We start from the raw sequence: 23293 nt of genomic DNA on the forward strand, positions 1-23293 counted from the left end.
GAAACTGGAGCGCAAGGCTATGTCGGCCACAACGACACTCTCCACTCCCGACGCAATCCTCTTCGACGCATTCGGCACGTTGTTCGACGTGCGTGCGGTCCTGGCCGCGGCGGAACAAATGTTTCCCGGTCACGGCGAACGGTTGTCGCAGTTGTGGCGACGCAAGCAAATCGAATACTCGCAGCTACGCACGCTCGCCGATCCGGCCGGGGCTCGCTATCGCCCGTTCCGCGACATCACGCTCGATGCGCTGCGGTTCGCCGCGCGCCGGCTCGGGCTCGCGCTGAACAGCGCGGCCGAGAAGCGGCTGATGGACGAATACGCTTGCCTGTCCACCTATCCCGATACGGTGCCCGCGCTGCGCAAGCTGCGCGCGCTCGACCCGCGCCCGCCGCTCGCGATCCTGTCGAACGGCACGCCGCAGATGCTCGACATCGCGATCAAGAGCGCCGGCATGTCCGGGCTGTTCGATCGCGTGCTGTCGGCCGACACCGTGCGCGCGTACAAGCCGAGTCCGGCCGCCTACGCGCTCGGCACCGCCGCGTTCGGACCGAACCGGCGCGGCATCGTGTTCGTGTCGTCGAACGCGTGGGATGTCGCCGGCGCCGTCTGGTTCGGCTACACGACGTTCTGGCTCAACCGCACGGGCGCGCCCGCCGAGGAACTCGGCGCGCCGCCCGACGGCACCGGCACCAGCATGGCCGACCTGCTCGCATTCCTCGCCACCCCGGCTCCGTCCGGCAGACCCGCAAACCGCACGCGCCCCGGCCCGGGTGCATGACGCTTGCAGCTGCCGCCTTCCCCCTTCACCGAAACCGCAACTGACCGACCAAGGAGATGAGACTCATGAGCACCCCGATCACGCTGCCGCAAGGCATGACGATCACCGGCGAAATCAAGCCGGGTTACGAAGCAATCCTGACGCCCGAAGCGCTCGCACTCGTCGCGGCGCTGCACCGCACGTTCGAACCGCGCCGCCAGACGCTGCTGCAGGCGCGCGTCGAGCGCACGAAACGCCTCGACGCGGGCGAGCGCCCCGACTTCCTGGCCGAGACGAAGGCGATCCGCGAAGGCGACTGGAAGGTCGCGCCGCTGCCGGCCGACCTGCAATGCCGCCGCGTCGAGATCACGGGCCCCGTCGAGCGCAAGATGATCATCAACGCGCTGAACTCGGGCGCCGATTCGTACATGACGGACTTCGAGGATTCGAACGCGCCGAGCTGGACGAACCAGATCGACGGCCAGATCAACCTGAAAGACGCGGTGCGCCGCACGATCTCGCTCGAGCAGAACGGCAAGTCCTACCAGCTGAACGACAAGGTCGCGACGCTGATCGTGCGTCCGCGCGGCTGGCACCTCGACGAGAAGCACGTGACGGTCGACGGCCAGCGCGTGTCCGGCGGCATCTTCGATTTCGCGCTGTTCCTGTTCCACAACGCGAAGGAACTGCTCGCGCGCGGCTCGGGCCCGTACTTCTACCTGCCGAAGATGGAAAGCCATCTCGAGGCACGGCTGTGGAACGACATCTTCGTCGCCGCGCAGGAAGCCGTCGGCGTGCCGCGCGGCACGATCCGCGCGACGGTGCTGATCGAGACGATCCTCGCCGCGTTCGAGATGGACGAAATCCTGTACGAACTGCGCGAACACAGCTCCGGCCTGAACGCCGGCCGCTGGGACTACATCTTCTCGGCCATCAAGAAGTTCAAGAACGACCGCGACTTCTGCCTGGCCGAGCGTTCGAAGATCACGATGACGGTGCCGTTCATGCGCGCGTACGCGCTGCTGCTGCTGAAGACCTGCCACAAGCGCAACGCGCCGGCGATCGGCGGGATGGCTGCGCTGATTCCGATCAAGAACGATCCGGAAGCGAACGACAAGGCGATGGGCGGCGTGCGCTCGGACAAGGCCCGTGACGCGACCGACGGCTACGACGGCGGCTGGGTGGCGCACCCGGGCCTCGTGCCGATCGCGATGGAAGAGTTCGTCAAGGTGCTCGGCGACAAGCCGAACCAGATCGCGAAGCAGCGCGACGACGTGCAGGTCGAAGGCAAGAACCTGCTCGACTTCCAGCCTGAAGCGCCGATCACCGAAGCCGGCCTGCGCAACAACATCAACGTCGGCATCCACTACCTCGGCGCATGGCTCGACGGCAACGGCTGCGTACCGATCCACAACCTGATGGAAGATGCGGCCACGGCCGAGATTTCCCGTTCGCAGGTGTGGCAATGGATCCGCTCGCCGAAGGGCGTGCTCGACGACGGCCGCAAGGTCACGGCCGAACTCGTGCGGGAATTCTCGAAGACCGAACTCGACAACGTGAAGCGGTCGGTCGGCGGCAACACGCAGCCGTACGAGCGCGCCGCGGCGATCTTCGAGCAGATGTCGACGTCGGAAGGCTTCACTGAATTCCTGACGCTGCCGCTGTACGAGGAAATCTGACGAAGCCGCTCGCCTCGATCGGGGCCGACCCTGCGTCGGCGCCGGTCGCATGCGATGACGGCATAAACAAAAGCGCCCCTCGGGGCGCTTTTTCCTTTGCGGCGGGAGCGGCTGCCGCGCAACCGGTCAGACGGCTTCCCGCTCGCGCCGGTGCTGAACCCAGTCGCCCGATGCAATGCGCGGGCGCCCGGCTGTCGCGTGCGCGGCGACCGGATAGTAAAGGCAGGCGTACTGCCGGCCGCCGAGCTCGACGGTCACGTCTTCCGGCTTGAACAGCGAGTCGACGCCCGGATAGACGCGCTCGATCTCGTCGAGCACCGGAACGAGCAGGTCGTCGACCTCGTAGACGTCGCCCCAGACCAGCGACTTGCCGGCCGACCCGGCAATCATCCCCGGATACGTACCGAAATCGTACAGTTCGCCCGGCAGCGCGGCGGCGCCGAGCAGCGTCGGCGCGGCGATCCCGTGCCTGGCGGCCGCGTGGCCGATGTCGTTGGCCTCCCCGTTTCTCAAGGTGCCATAGACGAATACGTAACGCATCGTGGTTCTCCTCTTTGATTCGTATGTTGCCGTGTTCGTGCGCGATTCGCGCGCGATTCGTGCGAAATCGCCCGCGCATCGATAGACCACGATACCGGCCCGATGGTTCGAACCGGCAAGCGCGCCCAGCCCCGGTGCAGTCCCGAAATCGCCGGGCCCCAACACAAAGTTCATTTGAACGCGGCATGATCGCCCGACAAACCGCCGCATGCGCTTTCGCGGCGCCTTCTACAATAACGGCATCGCCGCCGCGCTGCCCGAATCGTCCATGAATCCGCCGTTCCAAGCCGACGTTACGAACCCGTACGTCATCGACATTCCGCCCGAATTCGCACCGACCGCTGTCCATCCGATGCGCGTGCGCGCGAGGCAGGTCAATACCGGGTATCGCATCCCGCTGCATACGCATGCGTGGGCACAGCTCGCGTACGCATCGCGCGGCGTGCTGCGCGTCGCGACAACCGGCACGACATGGATGGTGCCGCCGTCCCGCGCGATCTGGGTACCGCCGCACGTGACGCACGAGGTCGTGATCGTCGAAGAGGCGTTCTTGCGCACGCTGTATATCGACGAGTCGATCGTGCCGGAAGGGCTTGACGCGTGCCGCGTCGTCGAAGTGACGGGGCTCCTGCGCGAACTGATCGTCGCACTCGACGCGCGCGACCTGAGCACCGCGCGCGAGCGCCTGCTGTGCGGGCTCGTGCTCGACGAGCTGAGTCATGCCGAACCGCTGCCGCTCGCGGTGCCGATGCCCGACGAAAAACGGCTGCGCATGCTGTGCGAATCGGTACTCGCGCATCCGGCGCACGCGGAGTCGCTCGAACATTGGGCAAGCGAGGTCGGTGCGAGTACGCGCACGATTTCGCGGCTCTTCAAGCAGGAACTGGGCGTGAGCTTCTCGCAGTGGCGTCAGCAGGCACTGCTGGCACGAGCCATTCCGTTGCTGAACCAGGGGCGCCCGCTGTCGCATATCGCGCGCGAACTCGGCTACCAGAGCCAGAGCGCCTTTTCGGCGATGTTCCGCCGGGCATTCGGTCAAAGCCCTCGCGCGTTCATGCTGCGCGGCTACGAGCACCGCGGCCCGGAAGGCAGCCTCGCGGACGACGAAAACCCGGACGACGACGCAATCGGCGCTGTCCGCTGAATGTCTCGTTCCGGGTCATCGGGCCTTCAGACCGGCCGCACCATGTGGCGAATCGAGCCAAGTTGCGCGAGCCGCGACCCGGCAACCTGATAACCCATGCGCAAATAAAGACGCGCGGCAGGATTGTCGACGAACACGCGCAGTTGCAGTTCGTGCAGCCCGCGCGCACGCGCCCAGCGGTGCGACATGTCGAGCATGTAGGTGCCGGCGCCCTGCCCGCGATGACCGGCCGCGATCTGTACGTCGCGGATGTGCAGCGAGTCGCCCTCCTCGGTCACGCGCAGCACTCCGATGCGCTCGCCGTCGGCCTCGAGGATGAAGTTCTCGGATTCGCGCCAGCTCGCGTAGAACAGGTCGCTGCGCCACACAAGCCCATGGCGCTTGTAGTAGCCGCCCATGTTGCCGTGCGTCAGCGCTTCGGCAAACGGAAAATCGCCAGCCTCCGCGGGCCGGAGCTGATACAGGAGTCGCAGGTCGGTCGGATCGAGCATCGCGCAGGGGTCAAGAACGCATCCCGCCACGATAGCGCAGTCGCGTGCGGATGCAATCGCGGATTTCTCGTAGCGGTTCGACGCCGGATGACCGGAGGTTACGTGCCGCCAGCGGGCACGACCGGGAACACAAATGAAAAAGCCCGCACCAGGCGGGCTTCTTCATTTTCTGGCGGAGTGGACGGGACTCGCCTACATCCTGCAGGCCGCGGATGCGCGTGCACGCGCATCCCTTCGAGTCCCGCCGGAAGCCGCGCAGGCGGCTTCCTCCGCTCCTCAGTCACGCGCCCGCCAGCGGGCGCAACCGGAAATGCAAATGAAAAAGCCCGCACGAGGCGGGCTTCTTCATTTTCTGGCGGAGCGGACGGGACTCGAACCCGCGACCCCCGGCGTGACAGGCCGGTATTCTAACCAACTGAACTACCGCTCCAGTCTTGCTGCTTGCCTGGCAGGCGTCGGTTACTTCCTGCCGGCGCATCGTTTGTTCGAACGACGCCGAAATCTGGCGTCCCCTAGGGGATTCGAACCCCTGTACTCACCGTGAAAGGGTGATGTCCTAGGCCTCTAGACGAAGGGGACAACGTACTGCTTACATCCTTAATGCAAAAGCCCGTTCAAAAAACGTTCTTTGAACGGGCTTCGTTCTGGCGGAGCGGACGGGGCTCGAACCCGCGACCCCCGGCGTGACAGGCCGGTATTCTAACCAACTGAACTACCGCTCCAGCTTTCTTTACCTCGCCCGCAGGACCTTGTCACGCTCCTGCATGCGTTGCGGCACTTCCATGAAACGCCGCTGAATCTGGCGTCCCCTAGGGGATTCGAACCCCTGTACTCACCGTGAAAGGGTGATGTCCTAGGCCTCTAGACGAAGGGGACAACGTACTGCCTACATCTTTAATACAAAAGCCCGCTCAAAAACGTCTTGAACGGGCTTCGTTCTGGCGGAGCGGACGGGACTCGAACCCGCGACCCCCGGCGTGACAGGCCGGTATTCTAACCGACTGAACTACCGCTCCAGCTTTCTTTACCCTCACCTGCAGGACGTCGGTTACGTTCCTGCAAGCGTTGCGACATTGCTACGAAACGCCGCTGAATCTGGCGTCCCCTAGGGGATTCGAACCCCTGTACTCACCGTGAAAGGGTGATGTCCTAGGCCTCTAGACGAAGGGGACAAAATCTTTTCAGATCTGTCTGACTTTCGCTATTCACTTTTCAATCAACAGCGAAGGCCGGAATTCTAACTGCTTTGAATCATTTTGTGAAGCATTTATTACTACCACTGCTGCTTCGCAAATCAATCCAGTTTGTTCTGATGGTGGAGGTAAGCGGGATCGAACCGCTGACCTCTTGCATGCCATGCAAGCGCTCTCCCAGCTGAGCTATACCCCCTTGCAGAACAGAAATGAGATTATATGGACCTACTTTGATCTTGTAAATACCCTTTTTGCGATTCGCGCGAAATATTTTGCGAAGCTGCCGCGCACTCACGCGCAGACAGCTTCAGCGACGCACGAACCTCAGGCGAGCGCGCCCTCGATGCGCGACACCACGACGTCACGACCGAACAGCACGAGCACCGCGTCGATCGACGGCGTATGCGTGGTGCCCGCCACCAGCAGGCGCACCGGCATCGCGAGCTGCGGCATCTTCAGCTTGTGCGTGGCGAGCGTCGCCTTCAGCGCAGCGGACACCGCTTCCTTCGTCCAGTCGGCCGCCTTCAGCGCGGCGGCGAGATCGGCCAGCGCCGGCCGCACCGCATCGGTCACGTGCTGCGCGATCGCATCGGCTTCCGGTGCCGGCACACGGTAGAACATCGTCGCGCCTTCCGCGATCTCCTTCACCGTCGTCGCGCGATCCTTCATCAAGCCGACCACCGCATCGAGCGCCGGGCCCGTCGCGAGCGCCGCGTCGTCGATGCCGAGCGCGTCGAGGAACGGCTTCGCGAGTTCGGCGAGGCGCGCGTTGTCCGCTTCCTTGATGTAATGCGCGTTCAGCCAGCTCAGCTTGCTGTGGTCGTACTGCGCGGGCGACTTGCCGAGATGCTCGAGATCGAACCATTCGACGAACTGCTCGCGCGAGAAGATCTCGGCGTCGCCGTGCGACCAGCCGAGGCGCGCGAGATAGTTGACGACGGCCTCAGGCAGGAAGCCCGCGTCGCGATACGCCATCACGCTCATCGCGCCATGCCGCTTGCTCATCTTCTCGCCCTGCTCGTTCAGCACGGTCGGCAGGTGTGCGTAGACGGGCGCTTCGCCGCCGAGCGCATTCAGGATGTTGATCTGGCGCGGCGTGTTGTTCACGTGGTCGTCGCCACGGATCACGTGCGTGATGCCCATGTCCATGTCGTCCACCACCACGCAGAAGTTGTAGATCGGCGTGCCGTCCGGGCGCGCGATCACGAGGTCGTCGAGCTCCTCGTTCGAAATCTCGACACGCCCCTTCACGGCGTCCTCCCACACGACCGTACCCGCCAGCGGATTGCGGAAGCGCAGCACCGGCTTCACGCCAGCCGGCGGCTCCGGCAGCACCTTGCCGGGCTCCGGACGCCACGTACCGTCGTAGCGCGGCTTCAGGCCGGCCTCGCGCTGGCGTTCGCGCAGCGCGTCGAGCTCCTCGGCCGACATGTAGCACGGGTACGCGAGGCCCTTCTCGAGCATCTGCGCGAGCACGTCGCGATAGCGGTCCATCCGCTGCATCTGGTAGATCGGGCCTTCGTCGAAATCCAGGCCGAGCCATTGCATCCCTTCGAGGATCGCATCGACCGCTTCCTGCGACGAGCGCTCGACGTCGGTATCCTCGATGCGCAGCACGAACGTGCCTTCCATCTTTCGGGCGAACGCCCACGGATAGAGCGCGGAGCGGATGTTGCCGAGGTGAATGAAGCCGGTGGGACTCGGCGCGAAGCGGGTACGGACAGGACGGGTCATAAACGGTAACTCGAACGCCTGGGGCGCATGAATGATTCGACGCGGGATCGACGGCGGCAGCCCGGACAGCAACGGGGCCGGCCGCGCCCGGAACGGGAAAGAAGCCGGAATTATACTCGCGCCACACATCGCGCCAAGGGCGCCGCTTGCTTTATGATGTGCGCGCCGCGGCCGCCAGCCGGCGCGGCACCGGCCGCACGGAACCCGCCGCGCGGCTGCTCGGAACCTATCGCCGCCGCGGGCCGTGTAACCCGCCGCCAAGCCGCCGGAGAACCATTCGATGTCGTCCCCTCGCCTGTCGCGCCGCCACTTCACGATCGCCGCCGCGTCCGCCAGCCTCGCTGCCTGCACGTCGTTCGGCGACAAATCCCGCCCGGACAATGCATCCGGCTCCACACAGCCGCACGAGAAGCCCGTGAAGATCGGCATCGCGCTCGGCGGCGGCGCCGCGCGCGGCTTCTCGCACATCGGCGTGCTGAAGGCGCTCGAGGCGCGCGGCATCCCGGTCGAAATCGTCGCGGGTACGAGCGCGGGCTCGGTGGTCGGCGCACTCTATGCATCGGGCATGAGCGCACTGCAGATCAACAAGATCGCACTCGACATGGACCAGGCGGCGATCAGCGACTGGGCGCTGCCATTCCGCTCGCGCGGGCTGCTGCAAGGCGTGGCGCTTCAGAACTTCCTGAACAAGACGCTCAACAACCGGCCGATCGAGAAGATGGCGAAGCCGCTCGGCATCGTCGCGACCGATCTGCAGAGCGGTCAGCCGATCCTGTTCCAGCAGGGCAACACCGGGCTCGCGGTGCGCGCGTCGTGCAGCGTGCCGTCGGTATTCGAACCGGTGAAGATCGGCAGCCGCGAATATGTCGACGGCGGCCTCGTAAGCCCCGTGCCCGCATCGTACGCACGCAAGATGGGCGCGAGCTTCGTGATCGCGGTCGACATCTCGGCCCGGCCGGACGGCGCGGCAACCAACAACCCGATCGAGATGCTGCTGCAGACCTTCACGATCATGGGCCAGACGATCAAGACCTACGAGCTCGACAAGTACGCGGACGTCGTGATCCGCCCGAACCTCGCGGCCATGGGCGGCAGCGACTTCAACCAGCGCAACGCGGCCATCCTTGCGGGCGAAGAAGCCGTCGCGCGCATCATGCCGGAACTGCAGCGCAAGCTCGCGGCGGCGCGCGGCGTGGCTGCCGCGTAAGCACGCGATGCGCGGGCCGGCCCACGCCGCTGGCCCGCAAGCGACGGGACGCCTGCCGGCTCACCGTTTGCACCGCCCCAAAACAAAAAACCCTGCCGCCTTTCGGTGACAGGGTTTTTTTCGATCCGGCCGGACTGGCCGCCGAACGTCAGTTGTTGCCGTTCGCCGAATCGTCGCCAATCGTTGCGCGCACGCGCTGGCGCAGATCTTCCGGCTTCATCGGGAACTCCGATTCAAGCCGGCGCGCGCCGGTGAAACGCTTTTCCCAGTAGCCGCTATCGAGATCGTCGACGCGGATGGTGCTGCCCGTCGACGGCGAGTGCACGAACTTGTTGTCGCCGATATAGATGCCGACATGCGAGAACGTGCGGCGCATCGTGTTGAAGAACACGAGATCGCCCGGCTTGAGGTTGCTCATGCTCACCTTCTCGCCGACGCGGCTCATCTCTTCCGCACGGCGCGGCAGCGACATGCCAAGGGTGTCCTGGAACACGTAGCGGACGAAGCCGCTGCAGTCGAGGCCCGAATCCGGCGAGTTGCCGCCCCAGCGATAGCGCACGCCGATCATGTTCAGCGCGCCGACGACGACGTCGCCCGCCTTGCCGGCCATGCCGGCGAGGAACGACTTCGCGCCGCCGCTCGACGGCTGCGCGCTGGTCTGCTGGAGGGAGGAATTCGACGCGTTCTGCGTCGAATTCGTGACATTCTGGTTAAAACTGCTGACTTCGTCGGCGAACGCGCCGGGAGCTGCTGCAAACAGGGCGCCGATGAACAGCCCGGCGATGGTGCGCGCGCATGCCTGGGTCAGGGATCGATGCTGCATTGGTCGATGGAATGTGCTTAAAAATCAGCTGATTGGCGGAAAATTTCGGTCGATACTAGCCAGCGCGTAATCGTTTGTCAAAACAAATTAATAAATACAATCGAGATGGTCAGACCATTGGCGGCCTATCACGCTTTCCAGACCGCTTTCAACAGCTTTTGTGTGTAAGGATGTGACGGTTTGGTGAAGATGTCGGCCACCTCTCCCGACTCGACGACGGCCCCGTCCTGCATCACCGCGACGCGGTGCGCCATCGCCCCGATCACCTCCAGGTCATGGCTGATGAATACATAGCCGAGGTTGTATTTCTGTTGCAAATTCGCGAGCAGCTTCAGCACCTGCTGCTGGATCGACACGTCGAGCGCGGACGTCGGCTCGTCGAGGATCAGGATGCGCGGCTCCAGCACCAACGCGCGCGCGATCGCGATCCGCTGGCGCTGCCCGCCCGAGAATTCGTGCGGATAACGGTGCAACACCGTGCGGTCGAGGCCGACTTCGCGCAGCACCGAGAGCGACTTCGCGCGACGCGCATCGGGCGCCATGTCCGGGCGGTGCAGTTCGAGCCCCTCGCCGACGATCCGCTCGATCGTGTGACGCGGTGAAAGTGAACTGAACGGATCCTGAAAGACTACCTGCATGTTCGAGCGCAGCGCGGTCTGTTCGCGACCGCGATAGGTCGACAGCGCGCGCCCCTGGAATTCGATCGTGCCGCCGACCGTCTTTTGCAGGCCGAGCAGCGCCATCGCGAGCGTCGACTTCCCGGATCCCGATTCACCGACGATGCCGAGCGTCTCGCCCTGCCGCACCGACACCGACACGTCCGCGACGGCCGTCACGGGCACCGAGCCGAACCAGCCCGCGATGCCCGGCCGCTTGCGCGCGAACTGCACGCTCACGTGGTGTGCATCGAGCACGACGGGTGCGATCGGCATCACCGGCTCGACCGCGCGCTGCGGCCGGCTGTTCAGCAGCCGCTGCGTATACGGGTGCTCGGGTTCCGCGAAGATCCGCTCGACGGGCCCGCTCTCGACGAGCCGGCCGTGCTCCATCACCGCGACGCGATCCGCAAAGTGCCGCACGAGATTCAGGTCGTGCGTGATCAGCAGGATCGCCATCCCGCGCTTTTCCGCTTCCTCGCGCTGCAGTTCCAGCAGCAAGTCGACGATCTGCGCGCGGATCGTCACGTCGAGCGCGGTGGTCGGCTCGTCGGCGAGCAGCAGCCGCGGCCGGCACGCCAGCGCCATCGCGATCATCGCGCGCTGCCGCTGGCCGCCCGACAACTGGTGAGGATAGCTGTCGACACGCCTCTCCGGCTCCGCGATGCCCGTGCGGGCAAGCAGAGCGATCGCGCGCTTGCGCGCCTCGACCGCCGATACGCCGTCGTGCAGCACGATCGTCTCGCCGATCTGCACGCCGATCGTATACAGCGGGTTGAGCGCCGTCATCGGCTCCTGGAAGATCATCGCGATGTCCGAGCCGCGCAGCCCGCGCATCTCGCGCTCGCTCTTGCCAGCCAGGTCCTGCCCCGCGAAGCGGATCGCGCCGCTCACGTCGGCGTCGCGCAGCAGCCGCAGGATCGACAACGCGGTCACGCTCTTGCCGGAACCCGACTCGCCGACCAGCGCGACGCGCTCGCCGCGGCCGATCTCGAGCGTCACGTCGTCCACCGCAACCGTGTCGCCGAAGCGCACGTGCAGATGCTCGAGCGCCAACAGCGGCTCATGCTGCGTCGATACGACCGGCTCGCTCATCGCTGGCCTCCCGCCGCGCGCACCGAATCGGCGATCCGCGTATCGAGCGCGTTGCGCAGCGCGTCGCCCATGAAGGTCAGCAGCAGCAGCGTCGCGACCAGCACGCCGAAGGTCGACAACGAGATCCACCATGCGTCGAGATTGCCCTTGCCCTGCGCGAGCAGCTCACCGAGGCTCGGGGTCGGCGGCGGCACGCCGAGCCCGAGGAAATCGAGGCTCGTGAGCGCGAGGATCGACCCACTCATCCGGAACGGCAGGAACGTGATCACCGGCGTGAGACTGTTCGGCAGCACATGGCGCCAGATGATCTGCCCGTTCGTGAGCCCCATCGCGCGCGCCGCGCGCACGTAGTCCTGCGTTCGGTTGCGCAGGAATTCCGCGCGGACGTAGTCGGCGAGCCCGATCCAGCCGAACAGCGACAGCAGCACGATCAACAATAGGAAACTCGGCTCGAAGATCGACGCGAAGATGATCAGCAGGTACAGCTCCGGCAGCGAACTCCAGATCTCGATCAGACGCTGCCCGACGATGTCGATGCGCCCGCCGAAGAAGCCCTGCACGGCGCCTGCGGCGATCCCGAGCAGCGTGCCGATCACGGTCAGGATCAGCCCGAACTCGACCGATACGCGGAACCCGTACACGAGCCGCGCGAGCAGGTCGCGCCCCTGCGCGTCGGTGCCGAGCCAGTTCGCGCGCGACGGCGGCGCGGGGTTCGGCACGTTCGAGAAGTAGTTCAGCGTGTCGTAGTAGTAACGGTTCGGCGGGTAGACCACGAAGTTGCCGGGCGCCTCGAGCCGCTTGCGCACGTACGGATCGAGATAGTCGGCCGGCGTCGGGAAATCGCCGCCGAAGGTCGTCTCCGGATACGCATGGAACAGCGGGAAATAGTACTGGCCGTCGTAACGCACGACGAGCGGCTTGTCGTTCGACCACAGCGGCGCCGCAACGCTCGCGGCGAACGCGACGACGAAGATCACGAAGCTCCAGTAGCCGAGGCGCTGCTGCCTGAAGCGCTGCCATACGCGGCGCGCGGGCGACGGCGACACGCGGGCGCGCGCCGCGTCGATGCGGGACGACACGACGGCCCGGTTCATCGCGCACCTCGCCCGGTGACGCCGGGCATGCAGACGGACGGTTTCATGTCAGCGCTCCAGGGTGTCGAATTGAATGCGCGGATCGACCCACACATAGCAGAGATCGGAAATCAGCTTGGTCGCGAGCCCGATCAGCGTGAACAGGTACAGCGTGCCGAGCACGACCGGATAGTCGCGCCGCACGACCGATTCGTACGACAGCAGCCCGAGGCCGTCGAGCGAGAACAGCGTCTCGATCAGCAGGCTGCCCGTGAAGAACGCGCCGATGAACGCGGCCGGGAAGCCGACGATCAACGGCAGCATCGCGTTGCGGAACACGTGCTTCCACAGCACGCTGCGCTCGGAGAGCCCCTTCGCGCGCGCGGTCAGCACGTATTGCCGGCGGATCTGGTCGAGGAACGCATTCTTCGTGAGCATCGTGACGACCGCGAAGCTGCCGACGACCGAGGCCGTGATCGGCAGCGCGATATGCCACAGGTAATCGAGCACCTTGCCGACGAGCGACAGCTGGGCGAAGTTGTCCGACGTGAGCCCGCGCAGCGGGAAAAGCTGCCAGAACGAGCCGCCGCCGAACAGCACGAGCAGCAGCACGCCGAGCACGAAGCCCGGAATCGCATAGCCGACCAGCACGACGAGACTCGTCGCGACGTCGAACGGCGAACCGTTGCGCACCGCCTTCGCGATGCCGAGCGGCACCGATATCAGGTACGTGAGGAAGAACGTCCACAGCCCGATGCTGATCGACACGGGCAGCTTCTGCACGACCAGCGACCACACGCTCTGGTGGCGGAAGTAGCTGTCGCCGAGATCGAAGCGCGCGAAGCGCTTCAGCATCAGCCAGTAGCGTTCGAGCGGCGGTTTGTCGAAACCGTACAGCGCCTTCAGTTGCGCGAGCTGCTGCGCGTCGACGCCGGTGTGCGCGCGCATTCCGAACGGCACCGCGCCCTGCTCAGTCGCGCCCTTGCGCAATTCCTGCACGGCCTGTTCGACGGGGCCGCCCGGCACGAACTGGATCACCGCGAACGTGAGGGTCAGCACGCCGATGAGCGTCGGGATCATCAGCAGCAGGCGTTTGAGGATGTAGCTCCACATGGGCGTCGACTCGCGATCGGTAGGCGGGGTTGGACGTAGGGGCGGCGGGCTCAGTGATCGGGCTTCGCCCACCAGGTCGACACGACCCAGCCCTCGGCCGAATAGTACAGCGGCAGTGTCTGCGGATAGGCAAGCGTGCGCTTGTACGCGATCCGGTGCGTCGTGCTGTACCACTGCGGGACCGCGTAGTAGCCGTGCATCAGCACGCGGTCGAGCGCGTGCGTCGCGTCGAGCAGCTCGTCGCGCGACTGCGCGGTGCCGAGTGCGTGCAGCAGCGCGTCGACGGCTGGCGACTTCAACCCGATGAAGTTGTCGGAGCCCGGCTCGTCGGCGAACTTGCTGGCGTAACGCGAGTATTGCTCTGCACCTGGCACCTGCACGCCCGGCAGGCGGATCGTCGTCATGTCGTAGTCGAACGCGTCGAGGCGCTTTTGCAGCAGCGCGAAATCGGCCGTGCGAAAACGTGCGTCGATGCCGAGCTTCGCCAGATTGCGCTGGTACGCAGCCACGATCCCCTCCATCGACGCGCCCGAATCGTCGAGGATCTCGAACGTGAACGGCTCGCCCTTCGCATCGCGCAGCGCACCGTCGCGATAGGTCCAGCCGGCCTGCGCGAGCAGCGCGCGCGCCTTCAGCAGGTTCGCGCGCAGCGAGCCCGGCGGGTTCGTGTCCGGCTGCGTGACCATCGGGCCGAACACGGCCGGATCGAGCTGCGCGCGCAGCGGCTCCAACAACTTCAGCTCGCCGGGGCCGGGCGTGCCGGTCGCCTGCAGGTCGGTGTCGGCAAAGTAGCTGTCCAGGCGCGTGTAGGCGCTGTAGAACAACTGGCGGTTCAGCCATTCGAAGTCGAACGCAAGGTCGAGTGCCTGGCGCACGCGCACGTCGCGAAATAGCGGCCGGCGCAGGTTCATGAAGAAGCCCTGCATGCCGGCGCCGTTATGCTGGCGGAATTCGCGCTTGACGAGCTCGCCGCTGTCGAAACGCTTGCCGACGTCGCGGCGCGTCCAGTTGCGCGCGATGTACTCGACGAGCACATCGTATTCGCCGGCCTTGAACGCCTCGAGCCGCGCGACGCCGTCGCCGTACAGCTTGTAGACGATCCGCTCGAAGTTGTTGGTGCCCACCCGGACCGGCAGGTCGGCGCCCCAGTACGCCGGGTTTCGCCGGTAAGTGATCGTCCGGCCGTTGTCGTAGCGCTCGATCAGGTACGGGCCGCTGCCGATCGGCTGCTCGAACGCGAGCTGGTCGAACGGGATGCGCGAGCCGTCCGCGCGCAATCCCCACTTGCGCGAAAACACCGGCACGCCGCCGGCGATCAGCGGCAGTTCGCGATTCGCGCTGCGGAACTCGAAACGCACGGTGGCAGGATCGACGACCACGGCCTTCGTGATTTCCGCGAAATACGCGCCGAACTGCGGCGCGGCCTGCTTGCTCTTCAGTGTGTCGAACGAAAACTTGACGTCGTCCGCCGTGACCGGGTCGCCATTGGAAAAGCGCGCGCGCGGATTCAGGTGGAACGTGACCGAACGGCGATCCGGCGCGACGTCGATGTCGTCGGCCAGCAGCCCGTAAGCGGATGCCGGTTCGTCCGAGCTGCCGGTCGCGAGGCTCTCGAACAGCATGTCGATGCCCGGCGCAGGATTGCCGCGCATCGTGAACGGGTTGAACTTGTCGAACGATGTCAGCCGGTTCGGGTTCGCGAGCACGAGCGTGCCGCCCTTCGGCGCGTCGGGGTTGACGTAGTCGAAATGCTTGAAGCCCGGCGGATACTTCGGCTCGCCGTACTGCGCAATGGCGTACGCCGCGTGCGCCGCGCTCGCGGCCAGCACCGCCTGCAGCGCGAACACCGCGGCCGTACGGCCGGCAGCCCGCACGGCACGGCAGACACACGCGGCGGCGGCCCGGGGCGAACCCTTCGTCATAGAGGCCCTGTCGGTCGAATGAGGGTAGTAACGAGGGACGATTCTACCCATTCAAGCCTGTGAGCCAAAAGAAAACCGCCACGCGGGCGGTTTCTTCACGAGCGGATCGCGGGCGCGCATCCAGCGGGCGCGCCGCGCCGATCAGTGCCAGCCGTTGTGGCGGCCGTTATCCCAGTGGCCGCGATCGCGATCGCCGCCCCAGCCGCGACCATGGCGGCGGTACCACTCGTCACGGCCCCAGTAGCGACGGCCGTCCCAGTAGCGGTCGCCGTGCCAGCCGATGATGATGGCCGGCGCCGGCGCGTAGACAGGTGCCGGCGCGTAGACCGGCGCAGGCTGATAGATGACCGGCGGCGGAGGCGGCGCATACACGGGTGCGGGCGCGACGTAGACCGGTGCCGGAACGCCGAGATTGATCCCGACATTGACTCCCGCCATTGCTGCGCCCGACACGAGCAAGGCCGTCATACCGGTCAAGAGCGAGGCAATACGCAAGGTCTTCATGGATTCCTCTTTGGGGGTTGTTTGATGTGTGATTCGACTATAACGGCAAGCGTCGCCACCGCATATTTCAAGTTTGTAAGAACTGATGCGCGGCATCGCAACGACAAGCTTGCGCTAACGTCTTGTAACAATCGACGGCCCGACGAAGGCGTCCGGGCCCCCTTCCGCCTTTGCCGGTCGGTGTTCGCGCCGGCGATGTGCGCGCGCCGAATCATACAGCCTGTGTCCCCCGATGCCGCCCTCGCGGGCCGAAGCACCCGCCTGTGCGCGTCCGCGACGGCGATGCGCCTCTTCTCGCGGACGAAAAAAAACGGCACCTTCGTGCCGCTTTTCCGATCGACGCACCGCGCCGCGATGCCGCTCAGCGCGACATCATGTTCATGCTGACGTTGTGCATCACCCACAGCGTGCCGACGATCAGGATCGCCGCGGTCAGCACCGTGTAGCTGAACGCCATCACGTTCCAGCGCTGGCCCGACGAGCCGTTCATGTGCAGGAAGTACACGAGGTGCACGACGATCTGCACGAACGCGAGCACGGCCAGCGCGATCAGCGACGCGTGCGGCGACAGCACGCCGCCCATCACGAGGCCGAACGACGCGGCGGTGAGCAGCACCGACAGGATGAAACCGGCGACGTAGCCGCCGACACTGCCGTGCCCTTCTTCGAGTTGAGACGAATGCGAATGGGCCATTTAGATCACGCTCGCGAGATAGACAAAGGAAAACACGCAGATCCACACGATGTCGAGGAAGTGCCAGAAGAGGCTCAGGCACGTCAGGCGTCGCAGGTCGCGATCGGTCAGGTCGCCGCCACGGAACACGATCTGCCCGGCGAGCACGATCATCCACAGCAGCCCGGCCGTCACGTGCAGCCCGTGCGTGCCGACCAGCGTGAAGAACGCCGACAGGAACGCGCTGCGCTGCGGGCCCGCGCCTTCCGCGATCAGATGCGAGAACTCGCGCAGTTCCATCACGAGAAACGCCGCGCCGAGCACGAACGTCACCGCGAGCCACGCCAGCAGCGCGCCACGCCGCTGCTTGTACGCAGCGAGCATCGCGAACCCGTACGTGATGCTCGACAGCAGCAGCGCGGCGGTTTCCACCGCGACGCCCGGAATGTCGAACAGGTCTTTCGCGGTCGGCCCGCCCGCATGCTGCTGGCCGAGCACCGCGAACGTCGCGAACAGCGCCGCAAAGATCACGCAGTCGGTCATCAGGTACAGCCAGAACCCGAACACCGAATGCGACGGCGGATGGTCGTCGTGCTCGAGCAGGGTTGCACTCAAGGTTTTCTGCAACATCAGTTGGCCTCCAGTTCCACGTCATCGACGTGCGCGGCCACGCGCTTCGTCGGCTGCTTGTCTTCGGTCTTGCGCACCGTCGACGCAGGAATGTAATAACCGTCGTTATCGCGCGAGCTGTAGATCACGAGCGTCGCGACGATCCCGACGAGCCCGCCGATCGCCATCCACCAGATGTGCCACACCAGCGCGAAGCCGAGCACCAGGCTGAAGATCGCCACCACGAGGCCCGCGCAGGTATTCGACGGCATGTGGATGTCGCGGAACGACGCCGGGTTCGGCCGGCCTTCGCCGCGTGCCTTCATGTCCGCATACGCGTCGAGCGTGCGCACCTGCGGGATCACCGCGAAGTTGTAGTCGGCCGGCGGCGACGAGGTCGCCCACTCCAGCGTGCGGCCGCCCCACGGATCGCCCGTCGTGTCGCGATACGCCGGCAGGTTGCGGTTGCGGATGCTGACCACCAGTTGCAGCAGCTGGCACGCAATGCCGATCGCGATCAGCACGGCGCCGAACGCGGCGACCAGCAGCCACGGATGCCATGCCGGGTTGTCGTAGTGGTTCAGGCGGCGCGTCATGCCCATGAAGCCGAGCACGTAGAGCGGCACGAATGCGACATAGAAGCCGACCTGCCAGAACCAGAACGCGGCCTTGCCGAGCTTCTCGTTCAGCTTGAAGCCGAACGCCTTCGGGAACCAGTAGTTGAAGCCCGCGAGATAACCGAACAGCACGCCGCCGATGATCACGTTGTGGAAGTGCGCGATCAGGAACAGGCTGTTGTGCAGCACGAAGTCCGCGCCGGGAATCGCCATCATCACGCCGGTCATCCCGCCGATCGTGAACGTGACCATGAAGCCGATCGTCCACAGCACGGGCGTCGTGAATTCGATCCGGCCGCGATACATCGTGAACAGCCAGTTGAACACCTTCACGCCGGTCGGGATCGCGATGATCATCGTCATGATGCCGAAGAACGCGTTCACGTTCGCACCCGAGCCCATCGTGAAGAAGTGGTGCAGCCACACGAGGAACGACAGCACCATGATCGCGCAGGTCGCGTACACCATCGTCTTGTAGCCGAACAGCGGCTTCTTCGCGAACGTCGCGATGACTTCCGAGAAGATCCCGAACGCCGGCAGGATCAGGATGTACACCTCCGGGTGACCCCATGCCCAGATCAGGTTCAGGTACAGCATCGCGTTGCCGCCGGCTTCATTCGTGAAGAAGTGCATGCCGAGGTAACGGTCGAGGCCGAGCAGCGCGAGCGTCGCGGTCAGGATCGGGAACGACGCCATGATCAGCACGTTCGTGCAGAGCGCGGTCCACGTGAACACCGGCATCTTCATCAGCGTCATGCCCGGCGCGCGCATCTTGATGATCGTCACGAAGAAGTTCACGCCGGTCAGCAGCGTGCCGACGCCCGATATCTGCAGCGCCCACAGGTAGTAGTCGACCCCTACCCCCGGACTGAACTGCAGCTCCGACAGCGGCGGATACGCGAGCCAGCCCGTCTGCGCGAATTCGCCGATCACGAGCGACACGTTGATCAGGATCGCGCTCACCGCCGTCATCCAGAAGGAGAGCGAGTTGATGAACGGGAATGCGACGTCGCGCGCGCCGATCTGCAGCGGCACGACCAGGTTCATCAGGCCGACCATGAACACCATCGCCATGAAGAAGATCATGATCACGCCGTGTGCCGTGAAGATCTGGTCATAGTGATGCGGCGGCAGGTAGCCGGGCGCGTTGTACGAGAGCGCGAGCTGCATGCGCATCATGATCGCGTCGGCGAAGCCGCGCAGCAGCATGATCAGCGCGACGATGATGTACATCACGCCGAGTCTCTTGTGGTCGACCGTCGTCAGCCATTCCGTCCACAGCCATTTCCAGCGGCCGGTGATCGTCAGCGCGGCGAGAATGCCCAGCACGGCCAGCCCCATGAAGGCGCCGGCCACCATGATGATGGGCTGATCGAACGGGATCGCCGATAGTGTGAGTTTGCCGAACATGCGTTACCCCTTCGTGCCGCAGGCGGCGTCCTTCAGGTCAAGGACGTGGCCATCGTTGTATTTCGCGATGATGTTGTGGAAGAGCCGCGGATCGACCGACGAGAAGTAGCGCACGGGCTCCTTCTCGGTCGGCTGGGCGACGGTGCCGTACACGGTCGCGTCGAGCCGGTCCGGCGATGCCTTCACCTTCTGCACCCATGCATCGAACTGTTCGCGCGGCTCGGCGAGCGTGCGGAACTTCATGTCAGAGAAGCCGCGGCCGCTGAAGTTGGCGGACGTGCCTGCGTAGTCGCCGGCTTCGTCGGCGATCAGGTGCAGGCGCGTCTGCATGCCGGCCATTGCGTAGACCTGGCCGCCGAGCTGCGGGATGAAGAACGAGTTCATCACCGAATCCGACGTGATGCGGAAGTTCACCGGTGTGCCGACGGGAATCGCGAGCTGGTTCACCGACGCGATGCCGAGTTCCGGATAGATGAACAGCCACTTCCAGTCGAGCGCGACGACCTCGACATCGATCGGCTTCACCGACGACTCGAGCGGCTTGTACGGGTCGAGCTCGTGCGTGGTCTTCCACGTGAGCACGCCGAGGAACAGGATGATCAGCGTCGGCACCGTCCAGATCACGACCTCGATCGCGGTCGAGTGCGACCAGTTCGGCGCGTAGGTGGCGTTGCGGTTCGATGCGCGGTAACGCCACGCGAACCACAGCGTGAGCAGGATCACCGGCACGACGACGATCAGCATCGCCCAGGTGGACGTCGCGATCAGCGCTTTTTCGGCAGCACCCACGCTTCCTTTCGGATTTAGTACATCTAAATTACAGCCTGACAGGCTCAAGGCCGCGCCGATCGACATCAGCGCCGCCCCGCCTTTTGAAGCTTTTCTTTTCATCACACCGCCCGAGGGTCATTGAATCCGTTTGCGTATGCCCGATGCGCATTCGATCCACGAAAGTGGCCGAATCATACGTCGCGCGAGTGCGATGAAAAACCAGCTAATGCGGAAAATCATCATTGCAGAATCTGCTGTGAGACACATTGTCGCGGGGCAATTTCACGCAGCCGAAAGCGGGCCCGGCGCTGCCTGCGCCGGACCGAGATCGATGTGTATGCAACGACTGCACTACCGTGCGATATGCCCCGCTCGCGCGACGTGCCGCGATCAGCCGCGCGTCGATGCCATGTACGACGGCTGCGGCTGCGCAGGGCCGTCCCCTGCCGGCAGCTTCGAATGGCTCGCGTCTTCGATCAGCCTTCCGACGGTCGGATCGATCGCGTCGGTGAACGGCTTCGGATCGATGCCGACTGCCAGCACGACCAGTGCGAGCGACGCGAACATCACGATCTCGCGACGGTTCAGGTCGGCGAGCTTCGCGATCCCCTGGCTCGCGACCTTGCCGAACACGACGCGCTTGAGCATCCACAGCGTGTACGACGCACTGAGGATCAGCGTCAGTGCCGCGATCGCGCCGATCCAGAAGTTGAAGCGGATCGCACCCATGATGACCATGAACTCGCCGACGAAGCCCGACGTGCCCGGCAGGCCGACGTTGGCCATCGCGAACAGCACCGTGAAGGTCGCGAAACGCGGCATCACGCCCGCGACGCCGCCGTACGCGGCAATCTCGCGCTGCTTCGTGCGATCGACGAGCACGTTCACGCACAACAGCATCGCGCCCGCGACGAAGCCGTACGACACGAGCTGCACGATCGCGCCTTCGACGCCGATCCGGTTGAACAGGAACAGCCCGAGCGTGACGATCCCCATGTGCGCGACCGTCGAATACGCGAGCAGCTTGCCGAGATCGGTCTGGGCGAGCGCGATCAGGCTCGCATAGACGATCGCGAACAGCGACAGCGCGATCACGGCCGGCGCGAAGAAGTGGCTCGCGTCGGGCGTGACCGGCAGCGCGAAGCGCAGGAACCCGTAGCCGCCGAGCTTGAGCATCGCGAGCATCAGCGCCGCGCCCGTCGGGCCGTCGGTGTAGACGTCGCTCAGCCACGTGTGGACCGGCCACATCGGCACCTTGACCGCGAATGCGGCAAAGAAGCCGAGGAACACCAGCAACTGCGGCGCGAAGCCGAGCTGCAGCGTGCGCCACACGGCCATGTCGAACGTATGCGACTGCGCGTACAGGTACAGCATCGCCATCAGCAGCAACAGCGAGCCGGCGAACGAGATGAAGAAGAACTTCACGGCCGCATACACGCGACGCTCGCGCCCCCACGTTCCGATCAGCAGGTAAAGCGGAATCAGCGTCGCCTCGAAGAAGATGAAGAACAGCAGCCCGTCCTGTGCGACGAACACGCCGACCATCAGCCCCGACAGGATCAGGAACGACGCGTAATACTGCGCGACGCGCACTGTGATCGACTCCCACGATGCCACCACCACCACGAGCGTCGTGAACGCGGTCAGCACGACGAGCCACAGCGACGCGCCGTCGATGCCGACCCGCCATCCGGAATTGAATGCTGCCAGCCAGTTGCGGCTTTCGACGAACTGCATCGCAGCCGAGTGCGCATCGAAACCGGCGACCAACGGAACGACCGCCGCAAGCCCCACCAGCGCACCGACGAGCGCGATCAGCCGCGTTCGACGTGGATGATGGTCGGAACCGGCGCGCAACAGGCATGCGCCGAACAGGATCGGAGCCCAGATGGCCAGGCTCAGGAAGGGGAAATCATGCATGTCAACAAGGCCTTGATGAAGTCGCGCACTGCATCGGGGACAGGCGAGACGAAAGGAACGAAATCAAATCGACAGATAGATTTCGTGAATCGCCAATGTTGGCAAAATGTAAAGCGGCATCACGGGAAAGCTTGATGCCGCTCAAACGCAATCGGGTTAACCAGCATAAGGCGATTGATTATTTTCTGCAGCGCAGCAGAGCATCAATTTCATCAACCGCTCTATCTAACTGATTTTTATTGGTAATTTTTTGTATTACCCGATGGGACAGGTCGCGAAAATCGACGCGGCGCCGCATTTTTGACGTCTGTCTGCCGTTTCTGAGGGTCGGAACGAGCTTATTGGTGCCTTGCAAGACAGCCCCCACATCGCCCCAAATCCTTACAACAATCCTTTCATTTATATTTCGCCGAGCTTTACTCGACGCGGATCGAGCGAATGGCCGCGCCGCCCTCGCCCCTCATGCTCCCGACCGAGATCGCTGGTGGCTCAGGCGGTCTCATATGCGCATCGTCACCGCGCAACAGGGGATGGGTTGCGCGGGAACATGGACAAAGCGGCTGCCACGCGTGGCATCAACCGGCGACGACGCGTGCGTCATCGCATCGACGATATGGCGCGTGTCGATCATGCCGCTACGGCCGTCAGTGCCAGCCTCAACGTCTGCATCGTGAGAATCGCACCGCGGCCATGCGCGACATCGTGCAGCGCGCGCGGGTCAAGCGCTACGGAGAACGGATCGAGCAAGAGCAGCAATGCGCCCTGCTCCAACGCGACGAGCTGCGCGACGATCGCGTGGTACTTGAGCAGGATCTGCAGGCGCTCGCAATCACCGCGTATGCCGTAGATCGTCGCATGACGGTAGCCGCGCAGCCGCGAGTAACGAGTGTGGGTTGTCGACAAGTCGGTCGACGGGTCGATGAGGGAAGACAGCCGGAACGGAACGCAGGCTTGTGAAGAGCATCACCTCGAATCGCGCCGGACGATACGCGACCTATAGCGCACTATCGCCGCTCGAGCCGAACACTCACTGAATCAGTGCCTGCCCCGCCCGAATCCGCCCGCGGATGAGATCCAGCCGCATCACGCGTCCAGCGCTCGACGGGCCGGAAAAAGAAAAAGCCCCGCAAGTCCGAGAACTTGCGGGGCTTTGTCACCGCTTTTGGCGGAGACGGAGGGATTCGAACCCTCGATCCAGGTTTTGGCCCAGATGCTCCCTTAGCAGGGGAGTGCCTTCGACCTCTCGGCCACGTCTCCCAAACTTTCGCTCGCACCAGGGAGGCAGTGCGACGAGAACGAAATAATATAGGGTTTCGAACCGCACGTCAATTTCCGTGATGCATTTTCTTCAATGCATCA

Annotated in this window: 19 protein-coding genes and 8 tRNA genes; 4 read left to right on the forward strand and 23 right to left on the reverse strand. The window is 64.7% G+C overall.

Annotated elements, in window-relative coordinates:
* Positions 1–19: 19 nt before the first annotated feature.
* Both ACPTTF_RS11110 and aceB read left to right on the forward strand, forming a co-directional pair.
* A complete protein-coding gene (locus tag ACPTTF_RS11110) occupies positions 20–781 on the forward strand; it encodes a haloacid dehalogenase type II (RefSeq protein ID WP_166960100.1) in 762 nt (253 codons plus the stop codon).
* Positions 782–846: 65 nt separating this feature from the next.
* Positions 847–2439 carry a malate synthase A gene (gene aceB / locus ACPTTF_RS11115; RefSeq protein ID WP_423371198.1) on the forward strand — a complete coding sequence of 531 codons (1593 nt, stop codon included), beginning with the start codon at positions 847–849 and terminating at the stop codon, positions 2437–2439.
* 126 nt (positions 2440–2565) lie between these two features.
* Here the strand turns inward: aceB and ACPTTF_RS11120 are convergent, their stop codons facing one another.
* Positions 2566–2979, reverse strand: coding sequence for a gamma-glutamylcyclotransferase family protein (locus ACPTTF_RS11120; protein WP_166960106.1), 414 nt, complete (start codon positions 2977–2979; stop codon positions 2566–2568).
* Between the two features lie 268 nt (positions 2980–3247).
* Between ACPTTF_RS11120 and ACPTTF_RS11125 the strand changes: the two genes are divergently transcribed.
* Positions 3248–4123 carry an AraC family transcriptional regulator gene (locus ACPTTF_RS11125; RefSeq protein ID WP_423371199.1) on the forward strand — a complete coding sequence of 292 codons (876 nt, stop codon included), beginning with the start codon at positions 3248–3250 and terminating at the stop codon, positions 4121–4123.
* Positions 4124–4149: 26 nt separating this feature from the next.
* Here ACPTTF_RS11125 and ACPTTF_RS11130 read toward each other — a convergent pair whose 3' ends face one another.
* The 9 genes from ACPTTF_RS11130 to gltX form a co-directional block, all read right to left on the reverse strand.
* The gene (locus ACPTTF_RS11130; protein WP_027787064.1) at positions 4150–4614 is read right to left on the reverse strand and encodes a GNAT family N-acetyltransferase; all 465 of its coding nucleotides are present in this window, start codon (positions 4612–4614) and stop codon (positions 4150–4152) included.
* Positions 4615–4967: 353 nt separating this feature from the next.
* Positions 4968–5044: transfer RNA gene (locus ACPTTF_RS11135), tRNA-Asp, on the reverse strand.
* A gap of 73 nt (positions 5045–5117) precedes the next feature.
* Positions 5118–5193, reverse strand: a tRNA-Glu gene (locus ACPTTF_RS11140).
* A 66-nt stretch (positions 5194–5259) separates the two neighbouring features.
* Positions 5260–5336, reverse strand: a tRNA-Asp gene (locus tag ACPTTF_RS11145).
* A gap of 78 nt (positions 5337–5414) precedes the next feature.
* Positions 5415–5490, reverse strand: a tRNA-Glu gene (locus ACPTTF_RS11150).
* A 63-nt stretch (positions 5491–5553) separates the two neighbouring features.
* A tRNA-Asp gene (locus tag ACPTTF_RS11155) sits at positions 5554–5630 on the reverse strand.
* 80 nt (positions 5631–5710) lie between these two features.
* A tRNA-Glu gene (locus ACPTTF_RS11160) sits at positions 5711–5786 on the reverse strand.
* A 141-nt stretch (positions 5787–5927) separates the two neighbouring features.
* Positions 5928–6003: transfer RNA gene (locus ACPTTF_RS11165), tRNA-Ala, on the reverse strand.
* 128 nt (positions 6004–6131) lie between these two features.
* A complete protein-coding gene (gene gltX, locus ACPTTF_RS11170) occupies positions 6132–7541 on the reverse strand; it encodes a glutamate--tRNA ligase (protein WP_423371200.1) in 1410 nt (469 codons plus the stop codon).
* A 280-nt stretch (positions 7542–7821) separates the two neighbouring features.
* On the opposite strand from gltX, the gene ACPTTF_RS11175 reads away from it, so the two are divergent.
* Positions 7822–8748 (forward strand): patatin-like phospholipase family protein, encoded by a 927-nt coding sequence (locus ACPTTF_RS11175; protein WP_423391161.1) that lies wholly within the window; start codon positions 7822–7824, stop codon positions 8746–8748.
* A gap of 148 nt (positions 8749–8896) precedes the next feature.
* On the opposite strand, the gene ACPTTF_RS11180 is transcribed toward ACPTTF_RS11175, so the two are convergent.
* From ACPTTF_RS11180 to ACPTTF_RS11240, 13 genes are all read right to left on the reverse strand, one after another.
* Positions 8897–9571, reverse strand: a complete 675-nt coding sequence (locus ACPTTF_RS11180; protein WP_011352498.1) for a C40 family peptidase — start codon at positions 9569–9571, stop codon at positions 8897–8899.
* Positions 9572–9699: 128 nt separating this feature from the next.
* Positions 9700–11322, reverse strand: a complete 1623-nt coding sequence (locus tag ACPTTF_RS11185) for an ABC transporter ATP-binding protein (RefSeq protein WP_423371202.1) — start codon at positions 11320–11322, stop codon at positions 9700–9702.
* Positions 11319–12416, reverse strand: coding sequence for an ABC transporter permease (locus tag ACPTTF_RS11190; protein ID WP_423371203.1), 1098 nt, complete (start codon positions 12414–12416; stop codon positions 11319–11321). The genes ACPTTF_RS11185 and ACPTTF_RS11190 overlap by 4 nt, the downstream gene beginning before the upstream one ends.
* 48 nt (positions 12417–12464) lie before the next feature.
* Complete coding sequence (locus ACPTTF_RS11195) at positions 12465–13508, reverse strand: microcin C ABC transporter permease YejB (RefSeq protein WP_042977074.1); 1044 nt, start codon at positions 13506–13508, stop codon at positions 12465–12467.
* 50 nt (positions 13509–13558) lie between these two features.
* A complete protein-coding gene (locus ACPTTF_RS11200) occupies positions 13559–15430 on the reverse strand; it encodes an extracellular solute-binding protein (RefSeq protein WP_423371204.1) in 1872 nt (623 codons plus the stop codon).
* A gap of 141 nt (positions 15431–15571) precedes the next feature.
* Positions 15572–15934 (reverse strand): hypothetical protein, encoded by a 363-nt coding sequence (locus tag ACPTTF_RS11205; protein WP_166960128.1) that lies wholly within the window; start codon positions 15932–15934, stop codon positions 15572–15574.
* A 361-nt stretch (positions 15935–16295) separates the two neighbouring features.
* Complete coding sequence (cyoD, locus tag ACPTTF_RS11210; protein WP_011352504.1) at positions 16296–16628, reverse strand: cytochrome o ubiquinol oxidase subunit IV; 333 nt, start codon at positions 16626–16628, stop codon at positions 16296–16298.
* Complete coding sequence (gene cyoC / locus ACPTTF_RS11215; protein ID WP_011352505.1) at positions 16629–17237, reverse strand: cytochrome o ubiquinol oxidase subunit III; 609 nt, start codon at positions 17235–17237, stop codon at positions 16629–16631.
* On the reverse strand, positions 17237–19243 hold the full coding sequence (gene cyoB, locus ACPTTF_RS11220) for a cytochrome o ubiquinol oxidase subunit I (protein ID WP_166960131.1): 2007 nt from the start codon (positions 19241–19243) through the stop codon (positions 17237–17239). Before cyoB ends, cyoC begins: the two co-directional genes overlap by 1 nt.
* Before the next feature lie 3 nt (positions 19244–19246).
* Positions 19247–20134, reverse strand: a complete 888-nt coding sequence (cyoA, locus tag ACPTTF_RS11225; protein ID WP_423371205.1) for a ubiquinol oxidase subunit II — start codon at positions 20132–20134, stop codon at positions 19247–19249.
* 270 nt (positions 20135–20404) lie between these two features.
* On the reverse strand, positions 20405–21934 hold the full coding sequence (locus tag ACPTTF_RS11230) for a complex I subunit 4 family protein (RefSeq protein WP_423371206.1): 1530 nt from the start codon (positions 21932–21934) through the stop codon (positions 20405–20407).
* Between the two features lie 627 nt (positions 21935–22561).
* Entirely contained in the window at positions 22562–22837 is a 276-nt protein-coding gene (locus ACPTTF_RS11235; protein ID WP_423371207.1) for a hypothetical protein, read from the reverse strand.
* Positions 22838–23097: 260 nt separating this feature from the next.
* Positions 23098–23191 (reverse strand) — tRNA-Ser (locus ACPTTF_RS11240).
* Between the last annotated feature and the right edge of the window lie 102 nt (positions 23192–23293).

It is taken from the genome of Burkholderia crassaminum (genome assembly GCF_964265005.1).
Lineage (GTDB): Bacteria > Pseudomonadota > Gammaproteobacteria > Burkholderiales > Burkholderiaceae > Burkholderia.

What these genes read in the sequence shown, in the direction of transcription:
- ACPTTF_RS11110 (WP_166960100.1), top strand. Translation starts at nt 20, where the DNA reads ATGTCGGCCACAACGACACTCTCCACTCCCGACGCAATCCTCTTCGAC.
- aceB (WP_423371198.1), top strand. Translation starts at nt 847, where the DNA reads ATGAGCACCCCGATCACGCTGCCGCAAGGCATGACGATCACCGGCGAA.
- ACPTTF_RS11120 (WP_166960106.1), bottom strand. Translation starts at nt 2,979, where the DNA reads ATGCGTTACGTATTCGTCTATGGCACCTTGAGAAACGGGGAGGCCAAC.
- ACPTTF_RS11125 (WP_423371199.1), top strand. Translation starts at nt 3,248, where the DNA reads ATGAATCCGCCGTTCCAAGCCGACGTTACGAACCCGTACGTCATCGAC.
- ACPTTF_RS11130 (WP_027787064.1), bottom strand. Translation starts at nt 4,614, where the DNA reads ATGCTCGATCCGACCGACCTGCGACTCCTGTATCAGCTCCGGCCCGCG.
- gltX (WP_423371200.1), bottom strand. Translation starts at nt 7,541, where the DNA reads ATGACCCGTCCTGTCCGTACCCGCTTCGCGCCGAGTCCCACCGGCTTC.
- ACPTTF_RS11175 (WP_423391161.1), top strand. Translation starts at nt 7,822, where the DNA reads ATGTCGTCCCCTCGCCTGTCGCGCCGCCACTTCACGATCGCCGCCGCG.
- ACPTTF_RS11180 (WP_011352498.1), bottom strand. Translation starts at nt 9,571, where the DNA reads ATGCAGCATCGATCCCTGACCCAGGCATGCGCGCGCACCATCGCCGGG.
- ACPTTF_RS11185 (WP_423371202.1), bottom strand. Translation starts at nt 11,322, where the DNA reads ATGAGCGAGCCGGTCGTATCGACGCAGCATGAGCCGCTGTTGGCGCTC.
- ACPTTF_RS11190 (WP_423371203.1), bottom strand. Translation starts at nt 12,416, where the DNA reads ATGAACCGGGCCGTCGTGTCGTCCCGCATCGACGCGGCGCGCGCCCGC.
- ACPTTF_RS11195 (WP_042977074.1), bottom strand. Translation starts at nt 13,508, where the DNA reads ATGTGGAGCTACATCCTCAAACGCCTGCTGCTGATGATCCCGACGCTC.
- ACPTTF_RS11200 (WP_423371204.1), bottom strand. Translation starts at nt 15,430, where the DNA reads ATGACGAAGGGTTCGCCCCGGGCCGCCGCCGCGTGTGTCTGCCGTGCC.
- ACPTTF_RS11205 (WP_166960128.1), bottom strand. Translation starts at nt 15,934, where the DNA reads ATGAAGACCTTGCGTATTGCCTCGCTCTTGACCGGTATGACGGCCTTG.
- cyoD (WP_011352504.1), bottom strand. Translation starts at nt 16,628, where the DNA reads ATGGCCCATTCGCATTCGTCTCAACTCGAAGAAGGGCACGGCAGTGTC.
- cyoC (WP_011352505.1), bottom strand. Translation starts at nt 17,237, where the DNA reads ATGTTGCAGAAAACCTTGAGTGCAACCCTGCTCGAGCACGACGACCAT.
- cyoB (WP_166960131.1), bottom strand. Translation starts at nt 19,243, where the DNA reads ATGTTCGGCAAACTCACACTATCGGCGATCCCGTTCGATCAGCCCATC.
- cyoA (WP_423371205.1), bottom strand. Translation starts at nt 20,134, where the DNA reads ATGAAAAGAAAAGCTTCAAAAGGCGGGGCGGCGCTGATGTCGATCGGC.
- ACPTTF_RS11230 (WP_423371206.1), bottom strand. Translation starts at nt 21,934, where the DNA reads ATGCATGATTTCCCCTTCCTGAGCCTGGCCATCTGGGCTCCGATCCTG.